Raw genomic sequence first — 24,139 nt, 5'->3', positions numbered from 1 at the left:
GTACGGCGGTGTGCGGGCTGGTCGTCGTACCAGCGCCAGCAGGTGAGGCCGCGGCGGCGAGCGCTGATCGAGAGCATCAGTCGACGCGACCGCTCAGGGACATGCGCCGGCGGCGGCCGATGATGGCGGCGACGACGGCGATCAGGGCCAGGGCGGCCGCGATCAGGGCGCTGGGGGTGCGGTCGAGGAACTCACGCAGGAGGACGAAGCTGGCGCAGCCGACGAGGACGAGGGGGAACGCGACGGTGCTGAGGAGGGGGTGGCGGCGGTCCAGGGTGGCCAGCCAGGCGCGGTAGCGGCGGGGTGCGATCAGGTCGGGAGTGAAGACCAGCAGGAACAGAGCTGCGGTCAGGATGCTCTCGAAGCTGGGGCGGGTGATGGCACGGGCGGTGAAGCCGACGACGACGAGCACACCGAGGACACGCATCGGTATGGTCGGCGGCCGGAAACCGCGCTGGAGGTAGCTGTCGAACTGACCCATGGCCGATGGTCTCACGAGGATTTGTCCACAGGGTGAGGGATCGGGTTTCGGGGTGGGGGGTGGGATGGGGAAGGATGGGGGCGAGCGGTGGTGTGGCTCGTTGGACAGTTGTCGTTGAAGGGGAAGCAACGTGGTGGTGCAGTCGGTCGAGCAGCGGATCGCCTTGGAGCTGGAGGTCGGCGAGAACCAGGTGCGGGCAGCGGTGACGCTGCTGGACGAGGGGTCGACGGTTCCGTTCATCGCGCGATACCGGAAAGAGGTGACCGGGGAGCTCGACGACGCGCAGCTGCGCACGCTCGAGGAGCGGTTGCGGTACCTGCGCGAGCTGGACGAGCGGCGGAACGCCGTACTGGAGTCGATCGAGAGCCAGGGCAAGCTGGACGACGCGCTGAAGGCGTCGATCCTGGCCGCGGACACGAAGGCGCGGCTCGAGGACATCTACCTGCCGTTCAAGCCGAAGCGCCGGACCAAGGCGATGATCGCCCGCGAGAACGGTCTCGAGCCGCTCGCCGACGGGCTGATGGCGGACCCGACCGTGGAGCCGCTGGCGGCCGCGGCGGTGTTCGTGACCGCCGACGTACCGGATGCGCAGGCGGCGCTGGACGGCGCGCGGGCGATCCTGGTCGAGCGGTTCGCCGAGGACGCCGACCTGATCGGCGCGCTGCGCGAGCGGCTGTGGACGCAGGGGCGGCTGGCCTCGGTCGTCCGCGAGGGCAAGGAGACCGACGGCGCGAAGTTCTCCGACTACTTCGAGTTCGACGAGCCGTTCACCAAGATGCCGTCGCACCGGATTCTCGCCATGTTCCGTGGTGAGAAGGAGGACGTGCTGACGCTGAACATCGAGCCGCTGCCGGCCGGTGTCGAGGCGGACGGCCCGACCGAGTACGAGACCACCATCGCCCGCAAGGTCGGCGTCGAGAACGCGGGCCGCGCGGCCGACAAGTGGCTGGTCGAGACGGTCCGCTGGGCCTGGCGGACGAAGATCCTGGTGCACCTCGGCATCGACCTGCGGATGCGGTTGCGCCAAGTCGCCGAGGAAGAGGCGATCCGCGTCTTCGCGTCCAACCTGCGCGACCTGCTGCTGGCCGCCCCGGCCGGTACCCGCGCGACGATGGGCCTCGACCCGGGCTTCCGGACCGGCGTGAAGGTCGCCGTCGTGGACGCGACCGGCAAGGTCGTCAACACCGGCGTCATCTACCCGCACGTCCCGCAGAACCAGTGGGACAAGTCGATCGCCACCCTGGCCCAGCTGGCCGCCGCGCACAACGTCGAGTTGATTGCCATTGGCAACGGCACGGCGTCGCGCGAGACCGACAAGCTGGCGGCCGAGCTGATCGCCAAGCACCCGGAGCTCAAGCTCACCAAGGCCGTCGTCTCCGAGGCCGGCGCGTCGGTCTACTCGGCGTCGGCGTTCGCCTCGGCCGAGCTGCCCGGGATGGACGTCTCGATCCGTGGCGCGGTCTCGATCGCGCGCCGCCTGCAGGACCCGCTCGCTGAGCTGGTGAAGATCGACCCGAAGTCGATCGGCGTCGGTCAGTACCAGCACGACCTGGCCGAGAACGCCTTGTCCCGTTCGCTGGACGCCGTCGTCGAAGACTGCGTGAACGCGGTCGGCGTCGACCTGAACACGGCCTCCGCCCCGCTGCTGACCCGGGTCTCCGGCATCACCCAGGGCCTGGCCGACAACATCGTCCAGCACCGCGACGTACACGGTCCTTTTGCTTCTCGGTCAGCGTTGAAGGACGTGGCGCGGCTCGGCCCGAAGGCCTTCGAGCAGGCGGCCGGCTTCCTCCGGATCCCCGGTGGCGACGACCCCCTCGACTCGTCCAGCGTGCACCCCGAGGCCTACCCCGTCGTACGGCGAATCCTCGACGCGACCGGTTCCGACGTGAAGTCACTGATCGGCTCGGCCGAGCTGAAGCGGCTGAAGGCGGCCGACTTCGTCGACGACATGTTCGGTCTGCCGACGGTCACCGACATCCTCGCCGAACTGGAGAAGCCGGGCCGCGACCCGCGCCCGGCCTTCAAGACCGCGGTCTTCGCCGAAGGTGTGGACAAGATCGCCGACCTGAAGCCCGGCATGAAGCTGGAAGGCCAGGTCACCAACGTCGCCGCCTTCGGCGCCTTCATCGACATCGGTGTCCACCAGGACGGCCTGGCCCACGTCTCGGCCCTGTCGAAGAACTTCGTCAAGGACCCGAGCGAGGTCGTGAAGGTCGGCGACATCGTCACCGTCAAGGTGCTCGAGGTCGACATCCCCCGCCAGCGCATCTCCCTCACCCTCCGCCTCGACGACGAGGTCGGCGGCGCCCGCCCCTCCAGCGGGGGCGGCCAGCGCGAGAACCGCGGTGGCGGTCAGGGCGGCGGCCGTGGCGGCCAAGGCGGTCGCGGCAACCAAGGCGGTCGCCCCGGCGGCGGCAACCGTGGCGGCCGCCCAGCCCAGGCCGCCCTGAAGGCCGACACCCCCATGGACGAAGGTTCCCTCGCCGACGCCTTCCGCAAGGCCGGCTTCACCGTCCGCTAGCCCCACACCCGGCTAACGTCCGAAGGACCCGCGGGCGTCGTCGGCGTGTCTTCGGACGCTAACAGTACTGACCGCGATCGGGGACCGGTGTGCGGTCGTCCACTGCCGCTATGAACCCGTTGCGCTATCGCTCCCCAAACCGGTTCGGGGAGAGTTTGCTCCTGCGGCGTAGGTCATCTGGGGAGGATCCACCCCCGCAATCCGTCCTGGATCCTCCCCAAACCGGTTGGGGAGGATCTGTCCGCCAAGAGCGACAGCGACTATCTGGCAAGGAACCCCGCTGATCCTGTCCGCGGCGGCTCGACCGCCCGTACCCCGGATCGATCGCCAACGTCCGAAGAACCGGAGACCACGTCTGCGGCCGTTCGGACGTTAGCGCAGGACCACCCTTAACGTCCGAAGAACCGCACGCGATGTCTCCGATCGTTCGGACGTTGTCCCGTCAGCGGTTGCTCCATCAGGTGGCGGGGATGGTTTGGGGCGGTGGGTTCGACGTACGGCGGGCCCACGGGAGGTAGATGGCGGTGGTCACCAACAGCCCCACGATCCAGGAGATGTCGGCGCCGCCCAACGCATCGGTGACTGGGCCGGTGTAGAGCTTCTGGGCCAGAAAGGGGATCTGGGCAACGATCCCCACGCCGTACGAGACCAGGGCCGTGAGGTTCCATCCGCCGTACCGGCCAGAAGCGTCATACAGGGCTGGGATATCGACGCGTTCGCGCGAGACCAGGTAGTAGTCGGTCAGGTTGATGGCGCTCCACGGCGTGAAGACCATCAGCAGCACCAGGACGAAGTTCTTGAAGTTGTCCAGGAAGTCCTTCGAGGCGAAGAGAGCGATCAGCACCGATACCAACAGAAAACCGATCGTGTACGCCGATCGCGCAGCGGGGCCGATGCGAGTGGCTCGACTGAAGGCGGTGACGGTGGTGAGGAGCGTCATCGAGCCGCCGTACGCGTTCAGGCAGTTGACGGCGAGCTTGCCGATCACGATCACCAGGTAGATCAGGATCGCGACCGGGCCGGCGAGAGTACCGAGGTAGCCGACCTGGTTGGCCAGGAAGCCGGCACCGCCGGCCGCGACCAGGGCGCCGAGCGTCATCGACCACTGGGAGCCGATCACGCTGCCCAGGAAGGTCGCGAGGAAGGTGTGCCGTTCAGGCGTGTCCGCGGGCAGGTAGCGGGAGTAGTCGGCGACGTACGGGCCGAAGGTGAGCTGCCAGCCGGCGCCGAGCGAGATCGCCAGCAGGAACGACACCCAGGTGAAGGGTTTCGCGCCGAAGAGCGAGCCGACGTCGACTGTCACCAGCAGCCGGATTCCCAAGTAGGTAAAGCCGAGCACGCCACACACCGTCGCCAACCGACCGAGTAGATGGATCCAGCGATACCCGAGCGTGGCAACGACCGCAGTCAGTGCGCCGAAGACCACGATCCCAATCGCGGCCGGGCCGACGTGCAGGATCTTGTTGACTGCTTGGCCAGCGAGCACGGTCCCGGTGGCGGCGAAGCCGAGGTACATGATGACGACCAAGACGAGCGGTACGACGGCGCCGTACACACCGAACTGGGCGCGGCTCGAGATCATCTGGGGCAATCCGAGCCGCGGACCCTGCGCGGAGTGCAGCGCCATCACGATGCCGCCGAGGACGTTGCCGAGCAGCAGGCCGACGATTGCCCACAGTGCGTCGGCTCCGAAGACCACCGCCAAGGCACCGTCGACAACCGCCGTGACCTGCATGTTCGCGCCGAACCACAACGTGAACTGACTGATCGGAGTCCCGTGCCGCTCAGCTGCCGGGACGACGTCGATACTCCGCTGCTCGACCACTGAAGTCATGCCCGAGATGGTGCCACTAACCGTTGAGAACGTGCAGTACCTTTCCGGCCTTGTCGTACGCCGTGACCTTCGCGTCCGGTCGGCCTTGCGGATCACTGCTCAGCCAGGCCAGCGCGAACCAGCCATCCACGAGAGTGATGTCGTGCTTGGCGCCGCCGGCCGGTTCGATCCGGATCCGGGCGACGTGGGACGGGATCCGGCCGGTCGCGGTATAGAGCCACCCCTTGCACTTGTCGCGAACGCAGCCTTCCTGACCACCCGGAATGCTCTGGAAGTCCTCTTCGAACGTGTTACGTCCGGAGACGGCCGACCGGAAGACCCGTGAGGACGAGTCGAGCTGGGCTCCGTCGTACTTGGTGACCAGCAGGCCGCAGGTCACAGTGCTCTTGCCGGACGGCGACTGCGCGACGAGCTCCGCCGCACGACCTGGCTCGACGTCGGCGGTCCGGACGCGCCACTTCGTCATGTCGATCCAGAAATACACCGAGCAGTTTCGCAGCTGAGCGGCCGCGGTCGTGGGGACCGGGTCACGCCGGGTGGCCTCGACCAGCGCGGCCGATGGCTTGTCGCCGCCAGGGATCGTGCAGTTGGCCATGCGCTGGCCCTTCGCCGGCTGGTACATGACCGTGATCCCCACGTGCCAGTTGGGCGCGGGCTGGATCGAACCCGGCACCGTGGGATTGCGCAGCTTGCACCGGCGGTTCGCTTCCTTCAGCGACAGCTCAGCGCCGATCGCTGCCTCACCCCGCGGCACCCCGGGCACCGGGGAGAAGTCCGAGGAGACAACAGCCTTCTTCGACGACGTCGCGACATTCGGCTCCGGAGAGGAGGTCGCGGAGCCGGGCAGGAGGCTGGCGCCGACCGCGATCGCGGCGACGGCGGCAACTCCGCCACCACCGGCCACGAGACGGCGGGTACGGCGGCTGCGGCGGCCGCGGGTGAGCATCGCCTGCGGGTCGATCGGGTCCAGGGGGTCCGTGCCGGCGAGGCGTTCGAGCTCGGCGCCGACGACGCGTTCGTCGTCCATGGGGTTCTCCTTCACGCTGGCCTGCCGATCCGGCGGGCCTGGTCGATGGCGGTGCGGAGAGTGTCGAGACCTCGAGCCGTCTGGCTCTTCACGGTGCCCTCCGAGCAGCCCATGATCTGGGCGGTCTGCTCGACGGACAGGTCCTCGTAGTACCTCAGGACGACGCAGGCCCGCTGTCTCGGGGCGAGCGTCGTGAGGGCCGCGAGCACCTCGTCACGGTCGGCGTGACCGGCGGCCGGGTCGTCGTGCGACGCCCGCTCCGCCGGGAGTTCAGCGGTCGGCACTTCCCGGCGCCAGGGGCGCCGACCACTGTCCAGGGCCGCGTTGACGACCGTACGGCGGGCATAGGCGAGCGGGTTCCCGTCACGATCGACCTTCGCCCACGACCGGTACAGCTTGCACAAAGCGTCCTGTACGACGTCGTCGGCGCGATGCCAGTCGCCACACACCAGGAACGCGGTCCGCCGCAGCGATGCACCTGCTGCCGCGACGAACTCGACGTACTCCCGATCCCGGTCCACCATCGCCCCTCCACTCTCCACTGTCCCCTTCAATACGAAGGGCTGGGAGAGCGAGGTTGCACCTTCACCGCAGGTCGGTCAGATGGCCGCCTGGATCACCCAGATGTACGGCGGTCGCCTGCGGCGTGTAGCCGACCCGGCGGTAGACCCGGTCAGCCCCGTCGTCGCCCGGGGTGAGCCAGGCGAGCGTGGCTCCGGCCTGCTCGAAAGCGGCCTGAGTCGCGTACGCCGTGGCGATCCCGGCCAGCCCCTGCCGACGATGACTGTGGATCGTGCCGACCCCGGCGACCTCGGTGACGCCGTCAGCAACCGCGGTCCAGGCTGCAGTCGCGGCCGGTACGCCGTCGACCCGCACAACCACCGCACCGCCGTCCGCGAGGACGGGTTGATAGGGGAACCCGACGCCCTCGGTCTCGTACGCATCCGCAGAGATCGCGTTCGCGTCAGCCTGCTCCGCGTCGGAGGTCACCACCCGAACCGTGACGCCGGCCGGCAGCACAGGCTGCACCAGCTCGTCCGGCTCGACGACCAGCAGCGGCGGGCGGGAGACGATCGTCATCCCGTTGTCCTCGAGCTCCTCGGCGAGCCCTGGGTTCGCTTCCTCGATCAGCTCGGCACTCAGCCAGCGTCCCTCGGCCCCGAACGCCTTGCGGACGATCGCCAGGGACTCCCGCACCTCGTCGGGATCGAACGGCGTACCGGGCTCGGCCGCGACCATCGTCGACAGGTACCACGTGTCCTCGTCGTGCAGCAGGCCCACCAACGGCCCCACCACGATCTGCCGGCGCGATCTGCCCAACCCGCTCAACTGTGCTCGCGCGATCCGCGCCCCGATCTGCATAAACCGACCCTAGTCGGCCGCCGGTCACCGGCTCGACGAGATTTCGGCCAGCAGGACGAGGTCCAGCAATCGGTCGAGGTCGGCGGGTGCGGGCGGCTGCCCGAGCAGGTCGCCGAGCGCGTCCAGAGTGCGGACCAAGTCGTCCCGAACGGCCACCCTGGTACGACGCCCGCCGGCCGCGAGCTGTGCGACGACGCGATCGGCCCGCTCCGAGCCGGCGAGCAGCTCGGTACCGACCGACGGGGGTGGCGTCGGCTCATCCTCGCCGATCCGCACCTCGAGCTGAGCCCCGAGCGCCGTCGCCAACCGGTCCAGCGCGGCGACTGTCGGGTTGCCGCGACCGTTCTCCAGGTTCGCGATGTAGGGCACGGACAGGCCGGCATCCATCGCGACCGACGCGATCGTGCGCCCGGCCGCCTTCCGGCGATCCCGCAGTACCTCACCTAGTTCCACCCGGCGATTCTATTCCTACAGAACAGTCTTGCCAATCACTGTCTTGTCAGGATAGCTTCCCGCTCTGTGAACAGCGATTTTCGACGAGTGTGGCTCAGCAGCGGGATCTCCGGCATCGGCTCCTGGCTGCTCGTGGTCGCGCTGCCGGTCCAGGTGTTCACGCTGACCGGGTCCGCCTCGGCCACCGGACTCACGGTCGCCCTCGAAGCCCTTCCCCCGCTCCTGCTCGGGCCCTGGGCAGGCGCCTGGCTGGATCGCTGGGATCTGGCCCGCGCGATGTGGATCGCGGATCTGGTCAGCGCGGCCGCCGTCGCCGCACTCCTGTTCGCCACGGTGGACCGAATCTGGCTGATCTACGTGGCCGTCCTGGTCGAGAACGCGGCAACCACCGTGATCCGACCTGCCGCCCGCGCACTGGTGCCCGCCGTCGTCGGCACAGGCGCCGAGCTGGCCAGGGCGAACGCGCTGAGTGCTGTCAGCGCCAGCACGATCCGCCTGGTCGCACCGCCGCTCGGCGCCCTCCTGCTGACCGGACGCGGGATCACCGCGGTCCTGGTGGTCGACATCGCCAGCTATCTGTTGTCCGCGGCAATCATCGCGACGATCCGGCTGCGTCGTCCACCCGCGACTATCGCAACCACCTCCGCGGTCGGCGTGCGACCAGGCATCCGGTACGTCGTTCGCCACCGCGCCCTTCGCGGAATCATGCTCGGCCAAACGCTCTTCCTGACCGCGAACGCCGGCCTGACCGCACTGCTCGTCCCGTACACGGTCGAGCGCTTGCACGCACCGGGCGCAACCGTCGGCTACCTGATCTCGGGGCTCGGTGCCGGCTATCTGATCGGGTCTGCCCTGAGCTCGAAAGCCCAGACCTGGCTAGGGATTCGCGAACTCCTGGCCGTCACCCAGCTCGCCACGGCCGCCGCTTTCTTCCTGCTCGTCAACTCACCGAACGTCATCCTCGCGATCGGCGCGGCGGTTCTGATCGGACTCCCCGGCAGCATCCTGCTGATCACCGCCGAGACCACCATCCAGCGCACGGCACCGGCCGAGATGCTCGCCCGGATCGGCGCCCTGTTCTTCGCCGCCGACTCGCTCGCCCTGATCATCGGCGCCCTCGCCGCACCGGCCGTGACACTGCTGATCGGCCTACCGGCAACGCTCAACACGGTCGCGGGGTTCGCGGTCATCGCCGGCGCGCTGACGCTGATCGCCGTACCGGGTCATCCGGCCGCGTTCACCCGGACTGCGCAGCCGCCGCAGCGTCGTACCGGGCTCGGGACGTAGCGATCTCGGTCTGGTGCGTCTCTGTCCAGGTGACCAGCGACTGGATGGTGGCGTGCAGGGTGACGCCGAGCGGCGTGAGCTCGTAGTCGACCCGCGGTGGCACGACCGGGTACACAGTCCGCAGAACCAGGCCGTCGCGCTCCAACTGGCGCAGCGTGACTGTCAGCATCCGCTGGCTGATTCCGTCGATCGTCTTCTTCAGCTCGGTGAACCGCATCGACCGATCATCGAGCAGCGCGATCACCAGCAACGACCACTTGTCGCCGACCCGGTCCAGGATCTGCCGGACGTTGCAGTCCTCCCGGGTGTCCCACTGGAAGGCCTCCTCGGTACAGCAGGAGTGACTCGGTTCCTTCGAAGTGCCTTCTTCCATAGTCTGCGATGGTTCCCGAAGATGGGGTCAGTTACAAGAGAGAACCGACTACCACCTGGGAGTTTTCGTGTCGACACCCCTGACCGGCCGCGCGTGGGCCGTCCTTTTCGTGCTCTGCGGCGCGATCTTCCTGGAGGGCATCGACGTCTCGATGATGGGTGTCGCGATGCCGTCCATCCGCGCCGAGCTCGGCCTGAGCACCGGCGAACTGCAGTGGATCGTCAGCGCCTACGCGCTCAGCTACGGCGGGTTCGTGCTGCTCGGCGGTCGCGCCGCGGACCTGCTCGGCCGGCGCCGGATGTTCGTCGGCTGGCTGGTCGTCTTCCTGCTGTTCAGCGGTCTCGGCGGCTTCGCGACCGAGGGTTGGGTGCTGATCCTGGCACGCTTCGCCACCGGCATCGCGGCCGCCTTCATGACCCCGGCCGGCCTGTCGATCATCACCACGACCTACCCGGAAGGCCCGCAGCGCAACAAGGCACTGCTCGTGTACGCCGGGACCGCGGCCGGCGGATTCTCGTTGGGCATGGTCACTGGCGGACTGCTCACCACGATCGACTGGCGCTGGGTCTTCTTCGCACCGGTGCTGGTCTCGGCGGCGATCCTGATCGCAGCGATCGTCCTGATCCCGCGCGACACCAAGGCCGTCGTACCGGGCGGTGGCTTCGATCTGGCCGGGGCCTTCACGCTGACCGGCGCGATGCTGCTGCTCGTCGCCACCGTCGTCCGCGCACCAGACGTGGCATTGGCACAAACCCTCGTGACCGCAGTCGCCGGTACGGCGTTGCTCGGCGCGTTCGTGGCGATCGAGCGGCGGGTGTCCACCCCGCTGATCCGCCTGGGCCTGCTGCGGAACGGATCGCTGATCCGGGCGAACGTCGGCGCGATCCTGCTGGTCGGGGCGTTCGTCGGGTTCCAGTTCGTCGCGGTGCTGTACCTGCAGGAGCTGCGCGGCTGGTCGGAGTGGAAGACCGGACTGGCGTTGATGGTGATCGGGATCGACTCGGTGCTGGCGCCGACCCTGACGCCGTGGCTGGTCACCCGCTTCGGCAACAGCCGGGTGGTGTTCGGCGGCTTCGTGCTCGCCGCCCTCGCCTACGCCGCCTTCCTGCCACTGGGTACGACGTTCGCCGCGATGCTGCCGACGTTCCTGCTGCTCGGCGTCGGGTTCGCGCTGGCGTACGGTCCGTTGACGATCGCAGCCACCGATCGGGTCTCCGAGGAGGAGCAGGGCCTGGCCGGCGGCGTACTGACCACGTCGTTCCAGTTCGGGGCCGCACTCGGGCTCGCCGGGGTGGCCGCCGTACTGGCGACGGCGGACGAACTGACGACCGATGCCTTCCGCAACGGTCTCCTGGTGCCGCTGGTCGCGGCCGCGCTCGGCGCCCTGGTGGCAGCAGGCGGATTGCGGACCCCGATGCGTGACCGAATGGGCGCGAAGGGTTAGCAGGAAGTGCGACATTTCCAGCTGGTTCGAAAAGCCGGGCAGTCAGCCGAATCGTTATTGGTAAATCCGTGCAAACATTCTTGACAGACGATTCCAGCAGGCGGATAAGCAGCTGGCCAGACCGCTCTGACCTGCGCATTCGTAGGGTTTCCCTACTCTGCGTCAAGGCTCTGTAAAGGTCCCTTCGGAAGTGTTCCGGCGGACGCCGGAGTGCGGTGTTCTTTTCTCAGCACCGGACAAAGCCGTCCGGGGAGCCGACCGAGACTGCCGAAGGACCGCTGATGACCGAGACGCTGGAAACCCCCATCACGCACCGTCGGGTGCGGGTTTGGTTCGGCGCTCACCCGATCGCGGACCACACCGCCACAGCGGAGCAGGCAGTGCAGTACGAGGAAGCCATGCAGCGGCGCTTCGCCTCCCTCCGGGTGACGAGCGAGCCGGTGCCGGCGGACGCTGTGGCAGGGCCGGGTCGATGACCACCCGGCCGACGCTGCTCGGATATGTGCGGGCCGACGCGCTGAGTTGCGCGGAGGAGCTGGCCGCGGCGACGGATTCCCTCGCCGCCTTCGCCAGCGCCGAGGGATTCACCCTCGGGACGGTCTACACCGAGCGCGACACGGCCGAGTCCGCGGCATTCCACGCACTGCTCGAGGAGGTCAAGCGGTCCGACGTGCGGGCGGTCGTCGTACCAGCTATGCACCACCTCGGTTCGGTCGGCACCCCGGCTGAAATGCGGCAACACCTCGAGTTCCACCAGGCGCACGTCTGGGCGGCGAACGCGGGATAACTCCACACAGGCAAGCGGAGCTGACGTCTTGACCCCTGCATCGGCGTCGGTTCCGCTCTCCACCTCCACAGCTGCACCGGGAATGCCCGGGCGGTAGTGGACCACCAAGGCCCCACCGGCTGCTACCGGTGGGGCCTTGTCGATTGCCTAGGGCAACTATTTGCTCCTGCTGGCCTGGACCGGAACGAAGGTTCGATGAACGTCAAGTTTTCGGATCGTTCCGCGTGCGTCGAGGTGTGCTCGGCGCCGGATTGGGGTACCACTAGGACGTCCCGCGGTTCAGTCAGTGTCATTCGGGCATGGGTGAGACTCACCGAGCCGCGAGTTCTCCCACTGAGGGGCGGGAGAACGACCGGCCCCGGCGGGCGCATCCCAGGTGCGCCCGCCGAGCTCGGAATCCAGGTGCGCCGGCCAAGCCCCGCACCTAGGCTCGCGGCATGATCCAGATTCCGGACGGCTTCCGCCAGATGCCGCGCTGGTGGCGTGACGGGACGGCGTGGCTGGACGCGCTTCCAGGCTCGGTGGATTCGCAGTGCACGACCTGGGGTCTCCAGGTCGGCGGCCCACTCTTCTGGGGCTCGAACGCCCTGGTCATCCCGGTGACGCGCGGCACCGATGAGTTCGTCCTCCGGATGAACCCGCCCGGCCCCGAGGTCGACGCGCAGGCCCACGCCCTGCGCTGGTGGGACGGGCGCGGCATGGTCTACCTGTACGACGTGGATTCCGCAGCGGGCGCGATGCTCCTCGAACGGTTGACGACACCCCTGCTCAGTCGTCCGGTCGACGAAGCAGTCGCCGTCCTCGGCGGGCTGATGCGCCGACTCGCCGTACCGCCGCCACCTGACGTGGCGTCGACCGGTGAGCTCGTACGTCGGCGGTCGGCCGAACTGGAGCAGCAGTGGGCGGACCTGGGGCGCCCCTTCGACGTCGCCCACCTGCGCGCGGCGCTTGAGGTCGCACCGCTGCTGATGGAGCCCGCCACCGACCTCGCGGTGAACGGCGACCTGCACTCGGATCAAGTGCTGGCCGGCACACGCGAGACGTGGCTGACCGTTGACCCCGTGTTGTACCGAGGTGACATCGAGTTCGACCTCGCGCGCGTCCTCTGGACCCGACTCGACGAAATGGCGGAGATCCCGCCGTACTTCGAGATCGTGGTCCACGAAGCGAGCCTGGTCATGGACCGGGCCCGCCACTGGGTGGTGTACCGCGCCGTCGACTACTGGCTGTGGGGCCTGGCCAACGGCCTCACCGAGGACCCAGTCCGCTGCGAACGGCTCCTCAAGGCACTCTCGTAGCCGGACCGCCAGCACCCACTAACCTGCGCAGCGGCTGGTCCGGCACGCTCAGGCGGGGGTCGGAGTCCGCTATTGAGGGCACTTGGTGGGTGGTGGCGGTCCGCCTGTGCATGTGGCGGGCTGACGAGACCGGGGTGGACGGGTCGTTGGAGGACGAGGCGGATCTAGTGCTCCGGGGCGAAGTCGTGGAAGCCGATGAGGTGCGTGATGCGGCCGTCGGGGTCGACGCGGACCAGGTCGGTACCGCCGGCGACTGGCTCCTGGCCTTCGGCCTTGAGGTGCCAGACCCAGCGCAGATATTCGTGGTGCTCGTCGATGTCGCCGATCCGGACGAACGTGAGACCGGGGAACATGTGCTGGGCGGCGCCCATCAGCTTGTTGAGCTCGTCGTGGCCGTGGGTCTCGAAGCTCGGGTCGACGAAGGTCGAGGTCTCGGTCCAGGTGGCCGCGATCAGTTCGGCCCGGCGGTCGGCGGCGGGCTCGTTCCAGGTCGCGAAGTACTGGTCGGCGAGGGTCTGTGCGGTCATCGTTTCCTCCTGTGTGGTTCGGATGACCAGAACCTTGCCGTGGAGTCCGCCGTACGGCGATGACGTCGGAGGTAATGGCGTTGTCCCCGCGGCCGACTACCGTCGGGGGCATGACAGAGACGTTCCAGCGGCCGGTCGGTGAACTGCTGCGTGGGTGGCGCGAGCATCGGCGGCTGAGTCAGCTCGATCTCGCGAACCGGGTCGAGGTGTCGACGCGGCACGTGAGCTTCGTCGAGACCGGGCGGTCGCAACCGAGCCGGGAGATGGTCCTGCGTTTGGCCGAGCATCTCGACGTACCGCTGCGCGATCGCAACCAGCTCCTGCTGGCCGGTGGGTACGCACCGATCTACAGCGAGTCCTCGCTGCATTCGCCCGCCATGCTGGCGATCCGAACGACACTGCGCCGTCTACTCGAGGCGCATCAGCCATACCCGGCGCTCGTCGTCGACCGCTGGTGGAACATCGTCGAGTTCAACAGCGGGATCAAGATCTTCACCGAGGGCGTCGACGAAAAGTTGCTCAAGGCCCCGATCAACGCACTCCGCCTTACCCTGCACCCGGACGGACTGGCCGGCCGCATCACCAACCTGCCCGACGTTCGCGCCGCCGCACTGCTGAACCTGCGGCGCCAGATCACCGGCACCGCCGACCCCGAACTCCAGGACCTGTACGACGAATTCCGCGGCTACGCGACTGACGATCGGCCGGCTCTCACCGGGCCGGCCGAGGTCGTCGTACCGATCGAGCTGGAGTACCAAGGCCAGAAACTCTCACTGCTGACGATGATCGCGACCTTCGGCACCCCGCTCGACGTCACCGTCTCCGAGCTGATAATCGAGTCCTTCTACCCCGCCGACGAGGCGACCGCCAACGTGCTGCGGACGCTGGCATAGGCAACGGCCCCGATCCGGCAGCAGGGGGAGGGTGCCGGATCGGGGCCGCTCGGTGGCGTCAGGTCTGCGCGGACCTGACGTCTGCGCTGATCTGACGGAAGTGTCGGTCACCGGCGGGCAGGGGTTCCGCCCGCCGCCTGCTCGCCGGTGACCGGTGTCCCTACCGGCCTGAGGAGGGGTGGCCGGTCGGGAAGGTGGTCGGGAAGCTCGGCGTCGGGACGCTGGGCTTCGTGGTCGGGAAGGACGGCTTGGTCGTCGGGAGCGACGGCTTGCCGGCCGGGTGCTGGCCCGGGTCGACGGTGACCTTGACGCCACCGGAGACCTTGACGGTCGGTACGGCGGGCTTCGGCGCGTTCGGGTTCGGCGCGGGCACCGACGGCTTGCCCGGCTTGCTGGGCAGCGAGGGAGCGTTGGTCGGTACGCCGTGCACGCAGTCCGGCACCGTGGTCGGCAGCGACGGCTTCGCGGTCGGGAGGCTCGGCTTGGCAGGGAGCGAAGCCTTGGGCAGCGTCGGCTTGGCCGGCAGCGAAGGCTTCGTGGTCGGCAGGCTGGGCTTGCCCGGCAACGACGGCTTGGTCGTCGGCAGGCTTGGCTTCGTCGTCGGGAAGGACGGCGTGCCGTGCGGCAGCGAGGGCTTGGTGGTCGGGAAGCCCGGCTTCCCCGGCAGGGAAGGCTTCGTGGTCGGGAAGCTCGGCTGGGCCGTCGGAAGCGACGGCTTCGGCAGGGACGGCTTGCCCGGCAACGACGGCTTCGTCGTCGGGAGGGCCGGCTTCTGGTTCGGGTCGATCGTCTTGTGTACCGAGACCGTCACCACGGGAAGCTTCGGCTTGGCCGGAACACAGCTCGGGTCGACCGTCGGGAGCTTCGGGGTCTCGGTCGGTACGGCGACCACCGGCGGCTTCGGTGCACCGGAGAACAGGTTCTTCACCGGGGCAGGTCCGCCGACCGCGGCCGACACCGTTGCCACGGTTCCGGCCAGGGCGGTGACACCGGCCGCGGCCAGTCCACGCCGGACCCAGGCGAGCCGCTTACCGCGCCGCATCAGGTCACCGGCATTCGGGGTGTACGGCTCCACGTCGTACGAAAGAGCGTTGCGCAAGCGCTGCTCGTCACTCATCAGTTTCCTCCAACTACGCTGTCGATCAGGTCGGGTGCCAGACGCAACTTGGCCAGCGCCCGGGAGGCCGTCGACTTGACGGTTCCGGGAGCCATTGCCAGCAGCTCGGCTGTCTCGGCCTCGGAGAGATCCTGCGAGTAGCGCAGCGCGACGACGGCTCTCTCCCGAACAGTCAGACCGGCCAAGGCCGAGAGCACGGCCTCTCTGGTCTGCACCTGCTGGGCGAAGTCCGCTACCGCTCGCTGGTCCCAATCGTTCTCAACCGGATCACTGGGTACTTCGTTGTTCCAGTGCCGGCGGGCCTGGGTGAGGAACCGGTTGACCAGCACCCGGCGGACATAGCGAAGTGGATCGCCGTCCAGTTTGTGCCATTTCGGATACGACCTCATCAACGCCTGCTGCACCAGGTCCTCGGCGGTATGCCGATCGCCGCACAGCATCTCCGCGAAGCGGAGCAACGGAGTTGACTGGGTCTGCACGAAGCGCTCGAAATCGGCGTCCGCGGTCCGGGTCATCGAATCTCCTCAGCCTCTGTCACACCCGTCCAAACCCTCTGGGTGACCGACTAGGTTCTGTCCCGTCACCAACTAGTTCGAAGAAATTTATTCACAAGCTGTACAGGGGAGCGGTTTCTTTGTCACATTGGGTGTCTGATGCAGTGACTCCACCGCCCCGGAGGTCCCGCGACATGCGTATCACCCGCAGTGCCAAGCTCGCAGCCTGTCTCGTCACAGTGCTCACCCTCGCGACCGTCACGCTGCCCAGTTCGGCCGCTCCGCCGCCCGCCACGAGCTCCACCAACATCCGGTACGACGGCAACCGGATCATCCTCGGCGATGCTCCGGCCGCGGTCGGTTCGAGCCAGGTCAAGCAGCGCTCGGGCCTCGCCGAGCTCGCTCCAGTACGGTTCGCGGCACCGACCTCAGCAGTCGTCGCCAACTACACGACCGGTACGCCGGACGGCTCGGCGGCCGATATCGACGTACGGGCCTGGATCACCGACCGCTGGTCGGAGTGGACCCCAGCCGCCGCTGGTCAACCAACCAAGTTGCCTGGAGCAAGTGACCAGGTCCAGCTGCGGATCATCGTCAGCGCACCGCCCACCGGCGCGCAGCCGTGGGTCGGCGACGTGACTGTCCTGCCGACCGACCAGGTGGCACCCGGCCGGATGTCCATCCAGGCAGCGCCGCTCAAGTCGCATGTGTTCGCCACCCGCGAAGGCCTGGTCGGCGGTACGACGGCCAACGGGCACGTGATCGTCAGTCGCGACCACTTCGTCGCCCTGCCTTCTCGTCGCGGCCTGGCGAGCAACGGTTCGGGCAACTACTCAGTGAAGGTCTGTACGGCGTCGCGCTGCGCCTTCGAGCCGGTGTGGGACGTCGGCCCGTGGAACATCAAGGACGACTACTGGAACCCGAGTGCCACCCGCGAGACCTTCAAGGACCTGCCGCAGGGCAAGCCCGAGGCGCAGGCGGCGTACCAGGACGGCTACAACGGCGGCAAGGACGGCTCCGGCCGGACGGTCGCGAACCCGGCCGGTATCGACCTCGCCGACGGCGTCTTCTGGGACGCGCTAGGCCTGACCAACAACGGCTTCGTCGACGTCACCTACCTGTGGACCGGTGACGGCGGCCGCGGCACGGTCTCGATCACGTCCGGTTACCTGAACCTCCGCAGTACGTCGAGCTCCACCGGATCGGTCGTCGGCATGGCCGGCAAGTCGGCACAGGTCACGGTCGAGTGCCAGACCACCGGCCAGAGCGTCTCCGGTTCGCAGGGCACCAGCAACGTCTGGCTCCGCGTCCACCCCGGCATGTACGTCGCCAAGGCGTGGGTCTCGGCCGGCACCTTCGGCGCCTGCTAACACCCCGACCCCGCCCAACAGCCCGCCACTCCCGCCCCGCCCCCTCCCCGCCCCGCAATTTCCCTGGCTAGGCAGCGAAATTGGGGGTTCCGCACTCATAACCAGAGTGCAGAACCCCCAACCCGGGTGCCTAGCCAGCCAAATGCGATCCTATCGACGCGGCGCCTGCGACGGCGTCGCTGTCGCTGTCGGCGGCTGCGGCATCTTCGACGGCGGCGGCGACTGCGGCCGCGGTGCCCTGGACGGGGTCGCCGTCGGCGGGCGCGGCGCGTCGGACGGCGTTGCCTGCCCCGGGCGCTTCGTCGGCGGCACATCGCTCGGCGTCATCGTCGGCGTGACCTGGGTCGGGGTCTGACCCGGCTCATCGCTCGGCGGCGCTGACGGCGTGACCTGGGTCGGCGTCTTGGTCGGCGGCACCGACGGCGTCTGCCCGCCACAGGGTGACGGCGCCGGGCTGGGCGTCGCCGCGTCCGCCGGCACCTTCGTCGCCGGGCTCGGAGTAGCCGCGGTGTCCGGCACCTTCGTCGCCTGGCTCGGCGTCTCTGTCGGCGTCGACGTCGGCGTCGCCTGATCACACGGCGGAGGCGTGTCCACCGGGCTCGGCGTCGGTGCGTCGCTCGGCAGCTGGCTCGGCGTCGCCGACGGCGTACCGCCGCCGTCCGCACCGCCGCTGCGCGCCATCGCCGTACCGCCCACGGCGACCAGCACCACCGCCGCGGCCGCGATTCCGCCGAGCACGATCCGGGTCGTCCGCCGCTTCCGGCCTACTTCGTCCATTTGTTGCCCTCCGCCACCATTTCGTCGTTCGGTCGGGCTGAAGGACGCGGCCTGGTGGCGAAAAGGTTCTGCTCAGCTGGGAGACCGGTGCGGAGTCGGCTCGTTGGGCGCCTTGCTCGGGGTGTCGGTCGGCGGCGTCTGGGGACTGTCCGGCGTCCTTCCGGGCGGTGTCAGAGGTGTGTCGCTCGGCGTCGGCTCCACGGGGGGTGGCGTCACTGTCGGCGGCCTGCTCGGCAGCCCGCTCGGAGTCGGCGACGGCTTCAGGCTGGGCGTGATCACCGGCCCCGGCCCCGCCGGTTGCGGCGCCTCGGCAGAGCCCTCGCCGAGCAGGAATCCCGCGGCAGCCACAGCGACCACGGCCACGGCCACGGAGGCAGCTCCGGCAGCCAGGCCGCGGACCTTGCGACGCCGCCGCGCTCCGGCGATCACTCGCGTCGGGTCCAGCGGTTCGATGCTGCCGTCCGGAGCCAGTGCTGTGCGCAGCTCGTCCTCGGTGTTCATCGCGTCACCTCACTCAGTTCCGGCGCGGCGCGCAGCTTGTCCAGAGCCCGGGCATTGGCGCTCTTCACGGTGCCGAGCGCGATCCCGAGCACCGCGGCGGTCTCCCGCTCAGTCAGGTCTTCGACATAACGCAGTACGACGATCGCCCGCTCGCGTCGGCTCAGGGTCGCCAGCGCGGCTCCGACCGTCACCCGACGGTCAACCGCCCCGGACTGGTCTGCGACCGGAGTGTCGAGGGTCAGCAGGTCCAGCTCGGCCGCGGCTCCGCTCGGACGCTCGCGCCACGGGCGACGTCGTACCCAGGAAAGGTGCTGGTTGACCACCGACTGCCGCACATACGCGAACGGATCGGCCATCTCGATCCGGTCCCAGCGCAGGTAGGCCTTCTCCAGTGCACCCTGCACCAGGTCCTCGGCCAGGCCGGCGTCGCCGCACAGCATCCGGGCGAAGTGCACCAACCGTCCGGACCTGGCCAGCACAAACGCCGTGAAGTCGTCGTCACGACTCATTCGTTCTCCGTCCACAGTGGTCACTCCTGAGGACGCGGTAGCCCCGCGAAAGGTTCTGCGAAGGCTCAAGAAAGATCGGTGGGAGCCGCAGCGCCGCTGGTGACCGGGCGGGCGGGTGGGGCGGTGAACGCCGACAGATCGCCGGCCACGCGGACCCGGTTGCGGCCGGCCGCCTTGGCCGCGTACATGGCGCGGTCGGCGCCGAGCAGCAGGTCGTCGACCGTGATCCCGTCGGCCGGGTAGACCGAGACGCCGATCGATACGGTCAGGTGGAAGGTGTCCGGATCCAGGTCCGGGCAGTCGAGGACGCCGGCACACATCGCGGCCAGCGGACTCCCGGCGACCGCGTTACGCAGGCGGTCCGCCGTCACCGTGGCCTCGTCGATCCCGGTGTCGGGCAGCGCGATCACGAACTCCTCGCCACCGAACCGGCCGATCACGTCCTTGGCCCGGATCGCACTGCGCAGGATCGTCGCGACCGCGCGCAGCGCCTCGTCGCCGACCAGGTGCCCGTGCCGGTCGTTGACCTGCTTGAAGTGGTCGATGTCGATCAGCAGCACGGCCATCTGCTCGCGCTGGGTCCGCGTCCGGCGCAGCATCTCCTCGGTCTGCCGGCGCCAGAAGTCGACCCGGGTCAGGCTCGTCTTCGGATCGGTCTGCGCCTCGGACTCCAGCTGGCCGAGCAGCAGCGCGCGCTGCGCGGTCAACGTGATCGGGATCGCCACGAACGCGAACCACGGGCTGATCAGGCACGCCCCGGCGAGCAGACAGCCGAACATCGCGGCCGTCGCGTCGATACACAGGTCGTCGATCCCGCCGACCGCCTCCTGGCGGCTACTGCCGGGGATGATCAGTGAGATGGCCAGGCCGCACAGCAGCGCGTCGGTCGCGACGAAGGTGACCGCGGCGGCCGCCATCGAGGCCACCAGCGCGAGCTCGCTCCCGCCGAACAGGTCACGTGCGAAGCCGAAGACCGCGTGAGCCGCCCCGACGGCAAGCACGTGCACCGACGTCGAGAAGGCCCACCGGTACGGGATGCACTTGCCGGCCCGGATCCGCCACCAGATCCGCAGCAGCACGACGACCAGGATCGCCAGCGCCGGATGCAGGATGATCGCGGCCGCGATCATCCAGGCCGGAGCGAGGTCCTTGTGCAGCGCACCGCCACGGCGGCGCCGGTTCTCCACCCGGCGAGCGCCCTCGACCGCGATCAGGGCCGAGACGGTCAGCGCGGCCACCAGGTCGATCCCGTGCCAGCTCGGTAACTCGGTGAACGACTGGACGCCGTACCCGAGGGCGGCGAAGTCGACGAGCACGACGATCACGAACGCCGGGACCGTCAGGGTCCACAGCGCCCATTTCCGTATCGATCGCCTACTCTGCGCAACCATTACCCCCACGGTACGACGAGTAGGCGTCTGGTCCCAATCCGCGACGGAGCGGCTCCGATGACAATGTGGAAACGAAACTCAATCCCGCCGGATTCAGTCGTTTGATCAATCATCAAACCCGGAAAACCTTTATATCGTTCGGTTTTCCGCGGACCGCGTGGTCTCGAAAAGGTTTCCGGGCCAGCGGGTCCAGGACCGCAGGATCGGCGGCCGGGTCCGCTCAGCGGACCCGGTTCAGAGCCCTGGCGTGATTACTTGCGGCGACGAGCGGCGCCGAACAGGCCGCGGACGATCTCCCGGCCCGCGGTCCGCGCGAACTGCTTGAACGCCGACGAACCGATGACCTGCTCGACCATCGACTTCTCCGGCTTCGGCGCCCGGCCGTGCGAGGTGGGCTGCTCCTGCTGTTGCTGCTGCTTGGCCTGCTCCTCGGCCTGGGCCTGCTCGGCCCCGGCCTGCACCTTCTTGGCGAGGATCTCGTACGCCGACTCCCGGTCGAGCACCTGCGAATACTTGGCGTTGTTCGGCGAAGCCTGCACCGCGGCGGTCAGCTGGTCCGCGGCCGCCGGTGCCATCAGCGACAGCGGGGCCCGCAGCCGGGTCCAGGCGACCGGGGTCGGTGCGCCCTTCTCGTTCATCACGGTCACGATCGCCTCGCCGATGCCGAGCTGGGTCAGCACCTCACCGAGGTCGTACGCCGAGTTCGGGAAGGTCGACACGGTCGCCTTCAACGCCTTGGCGTCGTTCGGGGTGTGCGCCCGCAACTGGTGCTGGACCCGCGAACCGAGCTGGGCGAGGACGTCGTCCGGCACGTCCTTCGGGGTCTGGGTGACGAAGAAGACGCCGACACCTTTCGACCGGATCAGCCGGACGGTCTGCGCGATCGAGTCCAGGAACGCCTTCGAGGCGTCGTTGAACAGCAGGTGCGCCTCGTCGAAGAAGAAGACCAGCTTCGGCTTGTCCGCGTCGCCGACCTCGGGCAGGTCATGGAACAGGTCGGCCAGCAACCACATCAGGAAGGTGGAGAACAGCGCCGGCCGGTCCTGCAGGTTCGGCAGCTCGAGCAGCGAGATCAGGCCCTTGCCGTCGCGCTGCGTCAGCAGGTCGGCGGTGTCGAACTCCGGCTCCCCGAAGAACGCCTCAGCACCCTGGTCAGCGAACCCGATCAGCGCCCGCAGAATCACACCCGCGGTCGCCGCGGACAGCCCGCCGAGGTCCTTCAGGTCGGCCTTGCCCTCATCGCTGGCGAGGTGTGTGATGACCGCGCGCAGGTCCTTGAGGTCGAGGAGCGTCAGACCCTGCTTGTCGGCGTAGTGGAAGATCAGCCCGAGCGACGACTCCTGGACGTCGTTCAGCCCGAGCACCTTGGACAGCAGCACCGGCCCGAACGACGTGACCGTGGCGCGAATCGGGATCCCCGTGCCCTGGCCGCCGAGCGCGTAGAACTCGGTCGGGAAGCCGGTCGCGGCCCACTCCTGACCGATCGTCTTGGTCCGGGCCAGCAGCTTGTCGTTGCTCTCACCCGGCTGCGAGATCCCGGACAGGTCGCCCTTGATGTCGGCGGCGAACACCGCGACCCCGGCCGCGGACAGCTGCTCGGCCATCAACTGCAGCGTCTTCGTCTTACCGGTACCGGTCGCCCCGGCCACCAGTCCGTGCCGGTTCACCATCGACAACGGAATCCGGACCGCCGCCTCCGGTTTCGGCTCACCGTCCACCAGCAGCGCGCCGAGCTCGATCGCCGCCCCTTCGAACGCATATCCCTGCTTGACGGTCTCCACGACGTCGCCTGTCTCGGCCATCTCAGCGTGCCTTTCCCCGGTAGACGGAAGACGCAGCCGCGCCCGCTGGGCAGCCTATTACCTCGAGATCTACAACCTGGGTATGACGTGTTTCTCATCCAAAAGGTTGAGTCTTGGTTCCGGACTGTTCCGGTGAGGTTTATGACCTCTCACGAGACCTCGGACACCGCTAGACTTCGGGGGGTGATCTTCAAGCGTGTCGGGGAGGAAAGGCCGTACCCGGAGCACGGGCTCAAGCCGAAGGACTGGTCGTCGCTGCCACCACGGCAGGTGCGGCTGGATCAGTTGGTGACGACCAAGGGCACGCTCGACCTCAATGCACTGCTCGACGAGGACTCGACGTTCTACGGCGACCTGTTCGCCCACGTCGTCGAATGGAGGGGTGAGATGTTCCTCGAGGACGGTTTGCACCGCGCGCTGCGAGCGGCACTGCAGCAGCGTCTGGTTCTGCACGCCCGGGTTCTGGTCGTGGACTGATCACGATGACCGCCCTCTACCCACAGCCCCGTCCGCAACTGCGGATCCACTGGCGCACCCCGATCACCATGGTCGTCCTGCTGACGATCCTGGTCGGCGGCGGCTGGTGGGGCTGGAACTCGCTGATCAACAGCAGCGCCGGCCCGACCTGTGTCGAGCAGCAACTGCCGAACAACCGCCTGGTGCCCAAGCAGGTCTCGGTCAACGTCTACAACGGCGGCGCCAAGGCCGGCACGGCCGCAGCCGTCGCCGAGGTCCTGCGCAAGCGTGGCTTCAACGTGGCCAAGGTCGCCAACGAGCCCAAGGGTGACAAGGTCGACGTCCTCGAGGTCCGCGGCTTCGCCGCCAACTCCCCCGAGCTCCAGTTGGTCGCCGGCCAAACCGCCCAGAAGCCCGTCCCCGTCGCCGACGGCCGCGACAGCCACACCGTCGACCTGGTCGTCGGCACCAAGTACACCAAGCTCAACGCCAAGGGCCTGGCCTCCGTAGCCGTCCCCGCCGGCAGCGAAGTCTGCCTCCCCACCATCTACACCCCCCAGCCCGTCCCCAAGGGCCAAAACCCCAACTGATCAGTCAGTAGCCTTCGGGTGCCCGGTCCCGGCGTACGTGATCCACACCGTCCGCCGCTCCGGGTCGACGACGTACCAGATCCGCCCACCCCCGGTCACCTCGTACTGCCACTGCTCCAGGCCGTTGGCCGTCCCGACCTTCCACTTCAAACGGTGATGCCGGGCGGTGTCGGGGAACGGCTGCGGCTCAGTACGAATCTCGCTCCACGCCCGTGCCGTATTTCCAGGCGCCTGGCGACAGAGCTCGTCCCACCCCTTCGCAGACGCCGAGTCGTCGAACCGCATCTCCCACTGGTCAGGCCCCGCCGGTGGCGCGACCCGGTCACCTCGCTTCGCAGGAGTCACTCAGCCACCGGCCTCGGCACAGGGCCGAAGTCGCCCCGCTCAGTCGAGGTCAGCTTGGCGAGGAGCTCGGGATCAGCATAGACATCAGCCGTGTTGCGCCATTGAGCGATCAGCGTCAGCACCGGAGAGCTCAGCCGCAGGTCCGCACTGGCATCCATCATGTCCACAAGTTCTTGCGCGAAGGCGATCCGGGCGTCAGACGGAAGAAACGTGAGCCAGGGAAAGACTTGCGGCAGCATCTCGAGCAGTAGTTGCGAACGTGTGACAGGGTTCGCCATGACTGCCCGCAGAACCCGGACGGTCAGCACGAGAATCTCGTGTTCGTCCGCCTCCTGGGCCACCGCCTTCAGGATGAGGTCGTCTTCGGAGCCCCGCCGATGGACGCGGAGCGCGCGGCGCCGGCTCGCGTTCAGCTTCTCGACTGTTTCGTTCGGGCGTTGGAGGAGTTCGGAGAAGGTGACCTCTTGGAGATCTGACATAGTTCAAAGGTAGTTCAG

At 68.4% G+C, this 24,139-nt stretch carries 27 protein-coding genes; 10 read left to right on the top strand and 17 right to left on the bottom strand.

The window, feature by feature from the left end; genetic code table 11:
- Nucleotides 1-76: 76 nt before the first annotated feature.
- Nucleotides 77-481 carry a hypothetical protein gene (locus ACFVWG_RS33345; protein WP_391547443.1) on the bottom strand — a complete coding sequence of 135 codons (405 nt, stop codon included), beginning with the start codon at nucleotides 479-481 and terminating at the stop codon, nucleotides 77-79.
- Between the two features lie 130 nt (nucleotides 482-611).
- Here ACFVWG_RS33345 and ACFVWG_RS33340 point away from each other — a divergent pair, with 130 nt between their 5' ends.
- Complete coding sequence (locus ACFVWG_RS33340; RefSeq protein ID WP_391547442.1) at nucleotides 612-3,005, top strand: Tex family protein; 2,394 nt, start codon at nucleotides 612-614, stop codon at nucleotides 3,003-3,005.
- Between the two features lie 457 nt (nucleotides 3,006-3,462).
- Here the strand turns inward: ACFVWG_RS33340 and ACFVWG_RS33335 are convergent, their stop codons facing one another.
- The 5 genes from ACFVWG_RS33335 to ACFVWG_RS33315 all read right to left on the bottom strand — a co-directional run bounded on the left by ACFVWG_RS33335 (nucleotide 3,463) and on the right by ACFVWG_RS33315 (nucleotide 7,681).
- Complete coding sequence (locus ACFVWG_RS33335) at nucleotides 3,463-4,839, bottom strand: purine-cytosine permease family protein (RefSeq protein WP_391547441.1); 1,377 nt, start codon at nucleotides 4,837-4,839, stop codon at nucleotides 3,463-3,465.
- A gap of 16 nt (nucleotides 4,840-4,855) precedes the next feature.
- Nucleotides 4,856-5,866, bottom strand: a complete 1,011-nt coding sequence (locus ACFVWG_RS33330; RefSeq protein WP_391547440.1) for a hypothetical protein — start codon at nucleotides 5,864-5,866, stop codon at nucleotides 4,856-4,858.
- Nucleotides 5,867-5,877: 11 nt separating this feature from the next.
- A complete protein-coding gene (locus ACFVWG_RS33325) occupies nucleotides 5,878-6,390 on the bottom strand; it encodes a SigE family RNA polymerase sigma factor (RefSeq protein WP_391547439.1) in 513 nt (170 codons plus the stop codon).
- Between the two features lie 61 nt (nucleotides 6,391-6,451).
- Nucleotides 6,452-7,228: a GNAT family N-acetyltransferase gene (locus ACFVWG_RS33320; protein ID WP_391547438.1), complete on the bottom strand. Its 777-nt coding sequence runs from the start codon at nucleotides 7,226-7,228 to the stop codon at nucleotides 6,452-6,454.
- Between the two features lie 24 nt (nucleotides 7,229-7,252).
- Nucleotides 7,253-7,681, bottom strand: a complete 429-nt coding sequence (locus tag ACFVWG_RS33315) for a helix-turn-helix domain-containing protein (RefSeq protein ID WP_391547437.1) — start codon at nucleotides 7,679-7,681, stop codon at nucleotides 7,253-7,255.
- Nucleotides 7,682-7,747: 66 nt separating this feature from the next.
- Between ACFVWG_RS33315 and ACFVWG_RS33310 the strand changes: the two genes are divergently transcribed.
- On the top strand, nucleotides 7,748-8,968 hold the full coding sequence (locus tag ACFVWG_RS33310) for an MFS transporter (RefSeq protein ID WP_391547436.1): 1,221 nt from the start codon (nucleotides 7,748-7,750) through the stop codon (nucleotides 8,966-8,968).
- Here ACFVWG_RS33310 and ACFVWG_RS33305 read toward each other — a convergent pair.
- Nucleotides 8,919-9,341: a winged helix-turn-helix transcriptional regulator gene (locus tag ACFVWG_RS33305; protein WP_391547435.1), complete on the bottom strand. Its 423-nt coding sequence runs from the start codon at nucleotides 9,339-9,341 to the stop codon at nucleotides 8,919-8,921. The genes ACFVWG_RS33310 and ACFVWG_RS33305 overlap by 50 nt on opposite strands.
- Nucleotides 9,342-9,408: 67 nt before the next feature.
- Here ACFVWG_RS33305 and ACFVWG_RS33300 point away from each other — a divergent pair, with 67 nt between their 5' ends.
- The 4 genes from ACFVWG_RS33300 (at nucleotide 9,409) to ACFVWG_RS33285 (ending at nucleotide 12,870) form a co-directional block, all read left to right on the top strand.
- A complete protein-coding gene (locus ACFVWG_RS33300) occupies nucleotides 9,409-10,785 on the top strand; it encodes an MFS transporter (RefSeq protein WP_391547434.1) in 1,377 nt (458 codons plus the stop codon).
- 281 nt (nucleotides 10,786-11,066) lie between these two features.
- Nucleotides 11,067-11,261, top strand: coding sequence for a hypothetical protein (locus tag ACFVWG_RS33295; RefSeq protein WP_391547433.1), 195 nt, complete (start codon nucleotides 11,067-11,069; stop codon nucleotides 11,259-11,261).
- Nucleotides 11,258-11,572 carry a hypothetical protein gene (locus ACFVWG_RS33290; protein ID WP_391547432.1) on the top strand — a complete coding sequence of 105 codons (315 nt, stop codon included), beginning with the start codon at nucleotides 11,258-11,260 and terminating at the stop codon, nucleotides 11,570-11,572. The genes ACFVWG_RS33295 and ACFVWG_RS33290 overlap by 4 nt, the downstream gene beginning before the upstream one ends.
- A gap of 437 nt (nucleotides 11,573-12,009) precedes the next feature.
- Nucleotides 12,010-12,870 carry an aminoglycoside phosphotransferase family protein gene (locus tag ACFVWG_RS33285; protein ID WP_391547431.1) on the top strand — a complete coding sequence of 287 codons (861 nt, stop codon included), beginning with the start codon at nucleotides 12,010-12,012 and terminating at the stop codon, nucleotides 12,868-12,870.
- 164 nt (nucleotides 12,871-13,034) lie between these two features.
- Here the strand turns inward: ACFVWG_RS33285 and ACFVWG_RS33280 are convergent, their stop codons facing one another.
- The gene (locus tag ACFVWG_RS33280; RefSeq protein WP_391547430.1) at nucleotides 13,035-13,397 is read right to left on the bottom strand and encodes a nuclear transport factor 2 family protein; all 363 of its coding nucleotides are present in this window, start codon (nucleotides 13,395-13,397) and stop codon (nucleotides 13,035-13,037) included.
- Between the two features lie 110 nt (nucleotides 13,398-13,507).
- Between ACFVWG_RS33280 and ACFVWG_RS33275 the strand changes: the two genes are divergently transcribed.
- Nucleotides 13,508-14,290, top strand: coding sequence for a helix-turn-helix domain-containing protein (locus ACFVWG_RS33275; protein ID WP_391547429.1), 783 nt, complete (start codon nucleotides 13,508-13,510; stop codon nucleotides 14,288-14,290).
- A gap of 160 nt (nucleotides 14,291-14,450) precedes the next feature.
- Here ACFVWG_RS33275 and ACFVWG_RS33270 read toward each other — a convergent pair whose 3' ends face one another.
- Both ACFVWG_RS33270 and ACFVWG_RS33265 read right to left on the bottom strand, forming a co-directional pair.
- Entirely contained in the window at nucleotides 14,451-15,407 is a 957-nt protein-coding gene (locus ACFVWG_RS33270) for a hypothetical protein (protein ID WP_391547428.1), read from the bottom strand.
- Entirely contained in the window at nucleotides 15,407-15,922 is a 516-nt protein-coding gene (locus tag ACFVWG_RS33265) for a SigE family RNA polymerase sigma factor (protein WP_391547427.1), read from the bottom strand. Before ACFVWG_RS33265 ends, ACFVWG_RS33270 begins: the two co-directional genes overlap by 1 nt.
- A gap of 173 nt (nucleotides 15,923-16,095) precedes the next feature.
- Between ACFVWG_RS33265 and ACFVWG_RS33260 the strand changes: the two genes are divergently transcribed.
- Complete coding sequence (locus tag ACFVWG_RS33260; RefSeq protein WP_391547426.1) at nucleotides 16,096-17,271, top strand: hypothetical protein; 1,176 nt, start codon at nucleotides 16,096-16,098, stop codon at nucleotides 17,269-17,271.
- Between the two features lie 150 nt (nucleotides 17,272-17,421).
- Here ACFVWG_RS33260 and ACFVWG_RS33255 read toward each other — a convergent pair whose 3' ends face one another.
- The 5 genes from ACFVWG_RS33255 to ACFVWG_RS33235 all read right to left on the bottom strand — a co-directional run bounded on the left by ACFVWG_RS33255 (nucleotide 17,422) and on the right by ACFVWG_RS33235 (nucleotide 22,251).
- Entirely contained in the window at nucleotides 17,422-18,048 is a 627-nt protein-coding gene (locus ACFVWG_RS33255; RefSeq protein WP_391547425.1) for a hypothetical protein, read from the bottom strand.
- A gap of 72 nt (nucleotides 18,049-18,120) precedes the next feature.
- On the bottom strand, nucleotides 18,121-18,549 hold the full coding sequence (locus ACFVWG_RS33250; RefSeq protein WP_391547424.1) for a hypothetical protein: 429 nt from the start codon (nucleotides 18,547-18,549) through the stop codon (nucleotides 18,121-18,123).
- Entirely contained in the window at nucleotides 18,546-19,058 is a 513-nt protein-coding gene (locus tag ACFVWG_RS33245) for a SigE family RNA polymerase sigma factor (RefSeq protein ID WP_391547423.1), read from the bottom strand. The genes ACFVWG_RS33250 and ACFVWG_RS33245 overlap by 4 nt, the downstream gene beginning before the upstream one ends.
- Nucleotides 19,059-19,123: 65 nt before the next feature.
- Entirely contained in the window at nucleotides 19,124-20,449 is a 1,326-nt protein-coding gene (locus tag ACFVWG_RS33240; protein ID WP_391547422.1) for a diguanylate cyclase, read from the bottom strand.
- A gap of 251 nt (nucleotides 20,450-20,700) precedes the next feature.
- Nucleotides 20,701-22,251, bottom strand: a complete 1,551-nt coding sequence (locus tag ACFVWG_RS33235; protein WP_391547421.1) for a helicase HerA-like domain-containing protein — start codon at nucleotides 22,249-22,251, stop codon at nucleotides 20,701-20,703.
- Nucleotides 22,252-22,434: 183 nt separating this feature from the next.
- Here ACFVWG_RS33235 and ACFVWG_RS33230 point away from each other — a divergent pair, with 183 nt between their 5' ends.
- Nucleotides 22,435-22,728 carry a type II toxin-antitoxin system VapB family antitoxin gene (locus ACFVWG_RS33230; protein ID WP_132409342.1) on the top strand — a complete coding sequence of 98 codons (294 nt, stop codon included), beginning with the start codon at nucleotides 22,435-22,437 and terminating at the stop codon, nucleotides 22,726-22,728.
- Between the two features lie 5 nt (nucleotides 22,729-22,733).
- Nucleotides 22,734-23,297: a LytR C-terminal domain-containing protein gene (locus ACFVWG_RS33225; RefSeq protein WP_391547420.1), complete on the top strand. Its 564-nt coding sequence runs from the start codon at nucleotides 22,734-22,736 to the stop codon at nucleotides 23,295-23,297.
- Here ACFVWG_RS33225 and ACFVWG_RS33220 read toward each other — a convergent pair whose 3' ends face one another.
- Nucleotides 23,298-23,642, bottom strand: coding sequence for a hypothetical protein (locus ACFVWG_RS33220; RefSeq protein ID WP_391547419.1), 345 nt, complete (start codon nucleotides 23,640-23,642; stop codon nucleotides 23,298-23,300).
- Nucleotides 23,639-24,121, bottom strand: a complete 483-nt coding sequence (locus tag ACFVWG_RS33215; RefSeq protein WP_391547418.1) for a hypothetical protein — start codon at nucleotides 24,119-24,121, stop codon at nucleotides 23,639-23,641. The genes ACFVWG_RS33220 and ACFVWG_RS33215 overlap by 4 nt, the downstream gene beginning before the upstream one ends.
- Between the last annotated feature and the right edge of the window lie 18 nt (nucleotides 24,122-24,139).

The sequence above is a fragment of the Kribbella sp. NPDC058245 genome (assembly GCF_042882005.1).
GTDB lineage: Bacteria > Actinomycetota > Actinomycetes > Propionibacteriales > Kribbellaceae > Kribbella.
This window is presented reverse-complemented; position numbering and strand designations above follow the sequence as displayed.

Coding starts and splice junctions, on each gene's coding strand:
- ACFVWG_RS33285 (WP_391547431.1), top strand. CDS start 12,010: ATGATCCAGATTCCGGACGGCTTCCGCCAGATGCCGCGCTGGTGGCGT.
- ACFVWG_RS33335 (WP_391547441.1), bottom strand. CDS start 4,839: ATGACTTCAGTGGTCGAGCAGCGGAGTATCGACGTCGTCCCGGCAGCT.
- ACFVWG_RS33345 (WP_391547443.1), bottom strand. CDS start 481: ATGGGTCAGTTCGACAGCTACCTCCAGCGCGGTTTCCGGCCGCCGACC.
- ACFVWG_RS33280 (WP_391547430.1), bottom strand. CDS start 13,397: ATGACCGCACAGACCCTCGCCGACCAGTACTTCGCGACCTGGAACGAG.
- ACFVWG_RS33265 (WP_391547427.1), bottom strand. CDS start 15,922: ATGACCCGGACCGCGGACGCCGATTTCGAGCGCTTCGTGCAGACCCAG.
- ACFVWG_RS33215 (WP_391547418.1), bottom strand. CDS start 24,121: ATGTCAGATCTCCAAGAGGTCACCTTCTCCGAACTCCTCCAACGCCCG.
- ACFVWG_RS33270 (WP_391547428.1), bottom strand. CDS start 15,407: ATGAGTGACGAGCAGCGCTTGCGCAACGCTCTTTCGTACGACGTGGAG.
- ACFVWG_RS33320 (WP_391547438.1), bottom strand. CDS start 7,228: ATGCAGATCGGGGCGCGGATCGCGCGAGCACAGTTGAGCGGGTTGGGC.
- ACFVWG_RS33240 (WP_391547422.1), bottom strand. CDS start 20,449: ATGGTTGCGCAGAGTAGGCGATCGATACGGAAATGGGCGCTGTGGACC.
- ACFVWG_RS33250 (WP_391547424.1), bottom strand. CDS start 18,549: ATGAACACCGAGGACGAGCTGCGCACAGCACTGGCTCCGGACGGCAGC.
- ACFVWG_RS33325 (WP_391547439.1), bottom strand. CDS start 6,390: ATGGTGGACCGGGATCGGGAGTACGTCGAGTTCGTCGCGGCAGCAGGT.
- ACFVWG_RS33225 (WP_391547420.1), top strand. CDS start 22,734: ATGACCGCCCTCTACCCACAGCCCCGTCCGCAACTGCGGATCCACTGG.
- ACFVWG_RS33235 (WP_391547421.1), bottom strand. CDS start 22,251: ATGGCCGAGACAGGCGACGTCGTGGAGACCGTCAAGCAGGGATATGCG.
- ACFVWG_RS33245 (WP_391547423.1), bottom strand. CDS start 19,058: ATGAGTCGTGACGACGACTTCACGGCGTTTGTGCTGGCCAGGTCCGGA.
- ACFVWG_RS33330 (WP_391547440.1), bottom strand. CDS start 5,866: ATGGACGACGAACGCGTCGTCGGCGCCGAGCTCGAACGCCTCGCCGGC.
- ACFVWG_RS33305 (WP_391547435.1), bottom strand. CDS start 9,341: ATGGAAGAAGGCACTTCGAAGGAACCGAGTCACTCCTGCTGTACCGAG.
- ACFVWG_RS33255 (WP_391547425.1), bottom strand. CDS start 18,048: ATGGACGAAGTAGGCCGGAAGCGGCGGACGACCCGGATCGTGCTCGGC.
- ACFVWG_RS33295 (WP_391547433.1), top strand. CDS start 11,067: ATGACCGAGACGCTGGAAACCCCCATCACGCACCGTCGGGTGCGGGTT.
- ACFVWG_RS33260 (WP_391547426.1), top strand. CDS start 16,096: ATGCGTATCACCCGCAGTGCCAAGCTCGCAGCCTGTCTCGTCACAGTG.
- ACFVWG_RS33290 (WP_391547432.1), top strand. CDS start 11,258: ATGACCACCCGGCCGACGCTGCTCGGATATGTGCGGGCCGACGCGCTG.
- ACFVWG_RS33275 (WP_391547429.1), top strand. CDS start 13,508: ATGACAGAGACGTTCCAGCGGCCGGTCGGTGAACTGCTGCGTGGGTGG.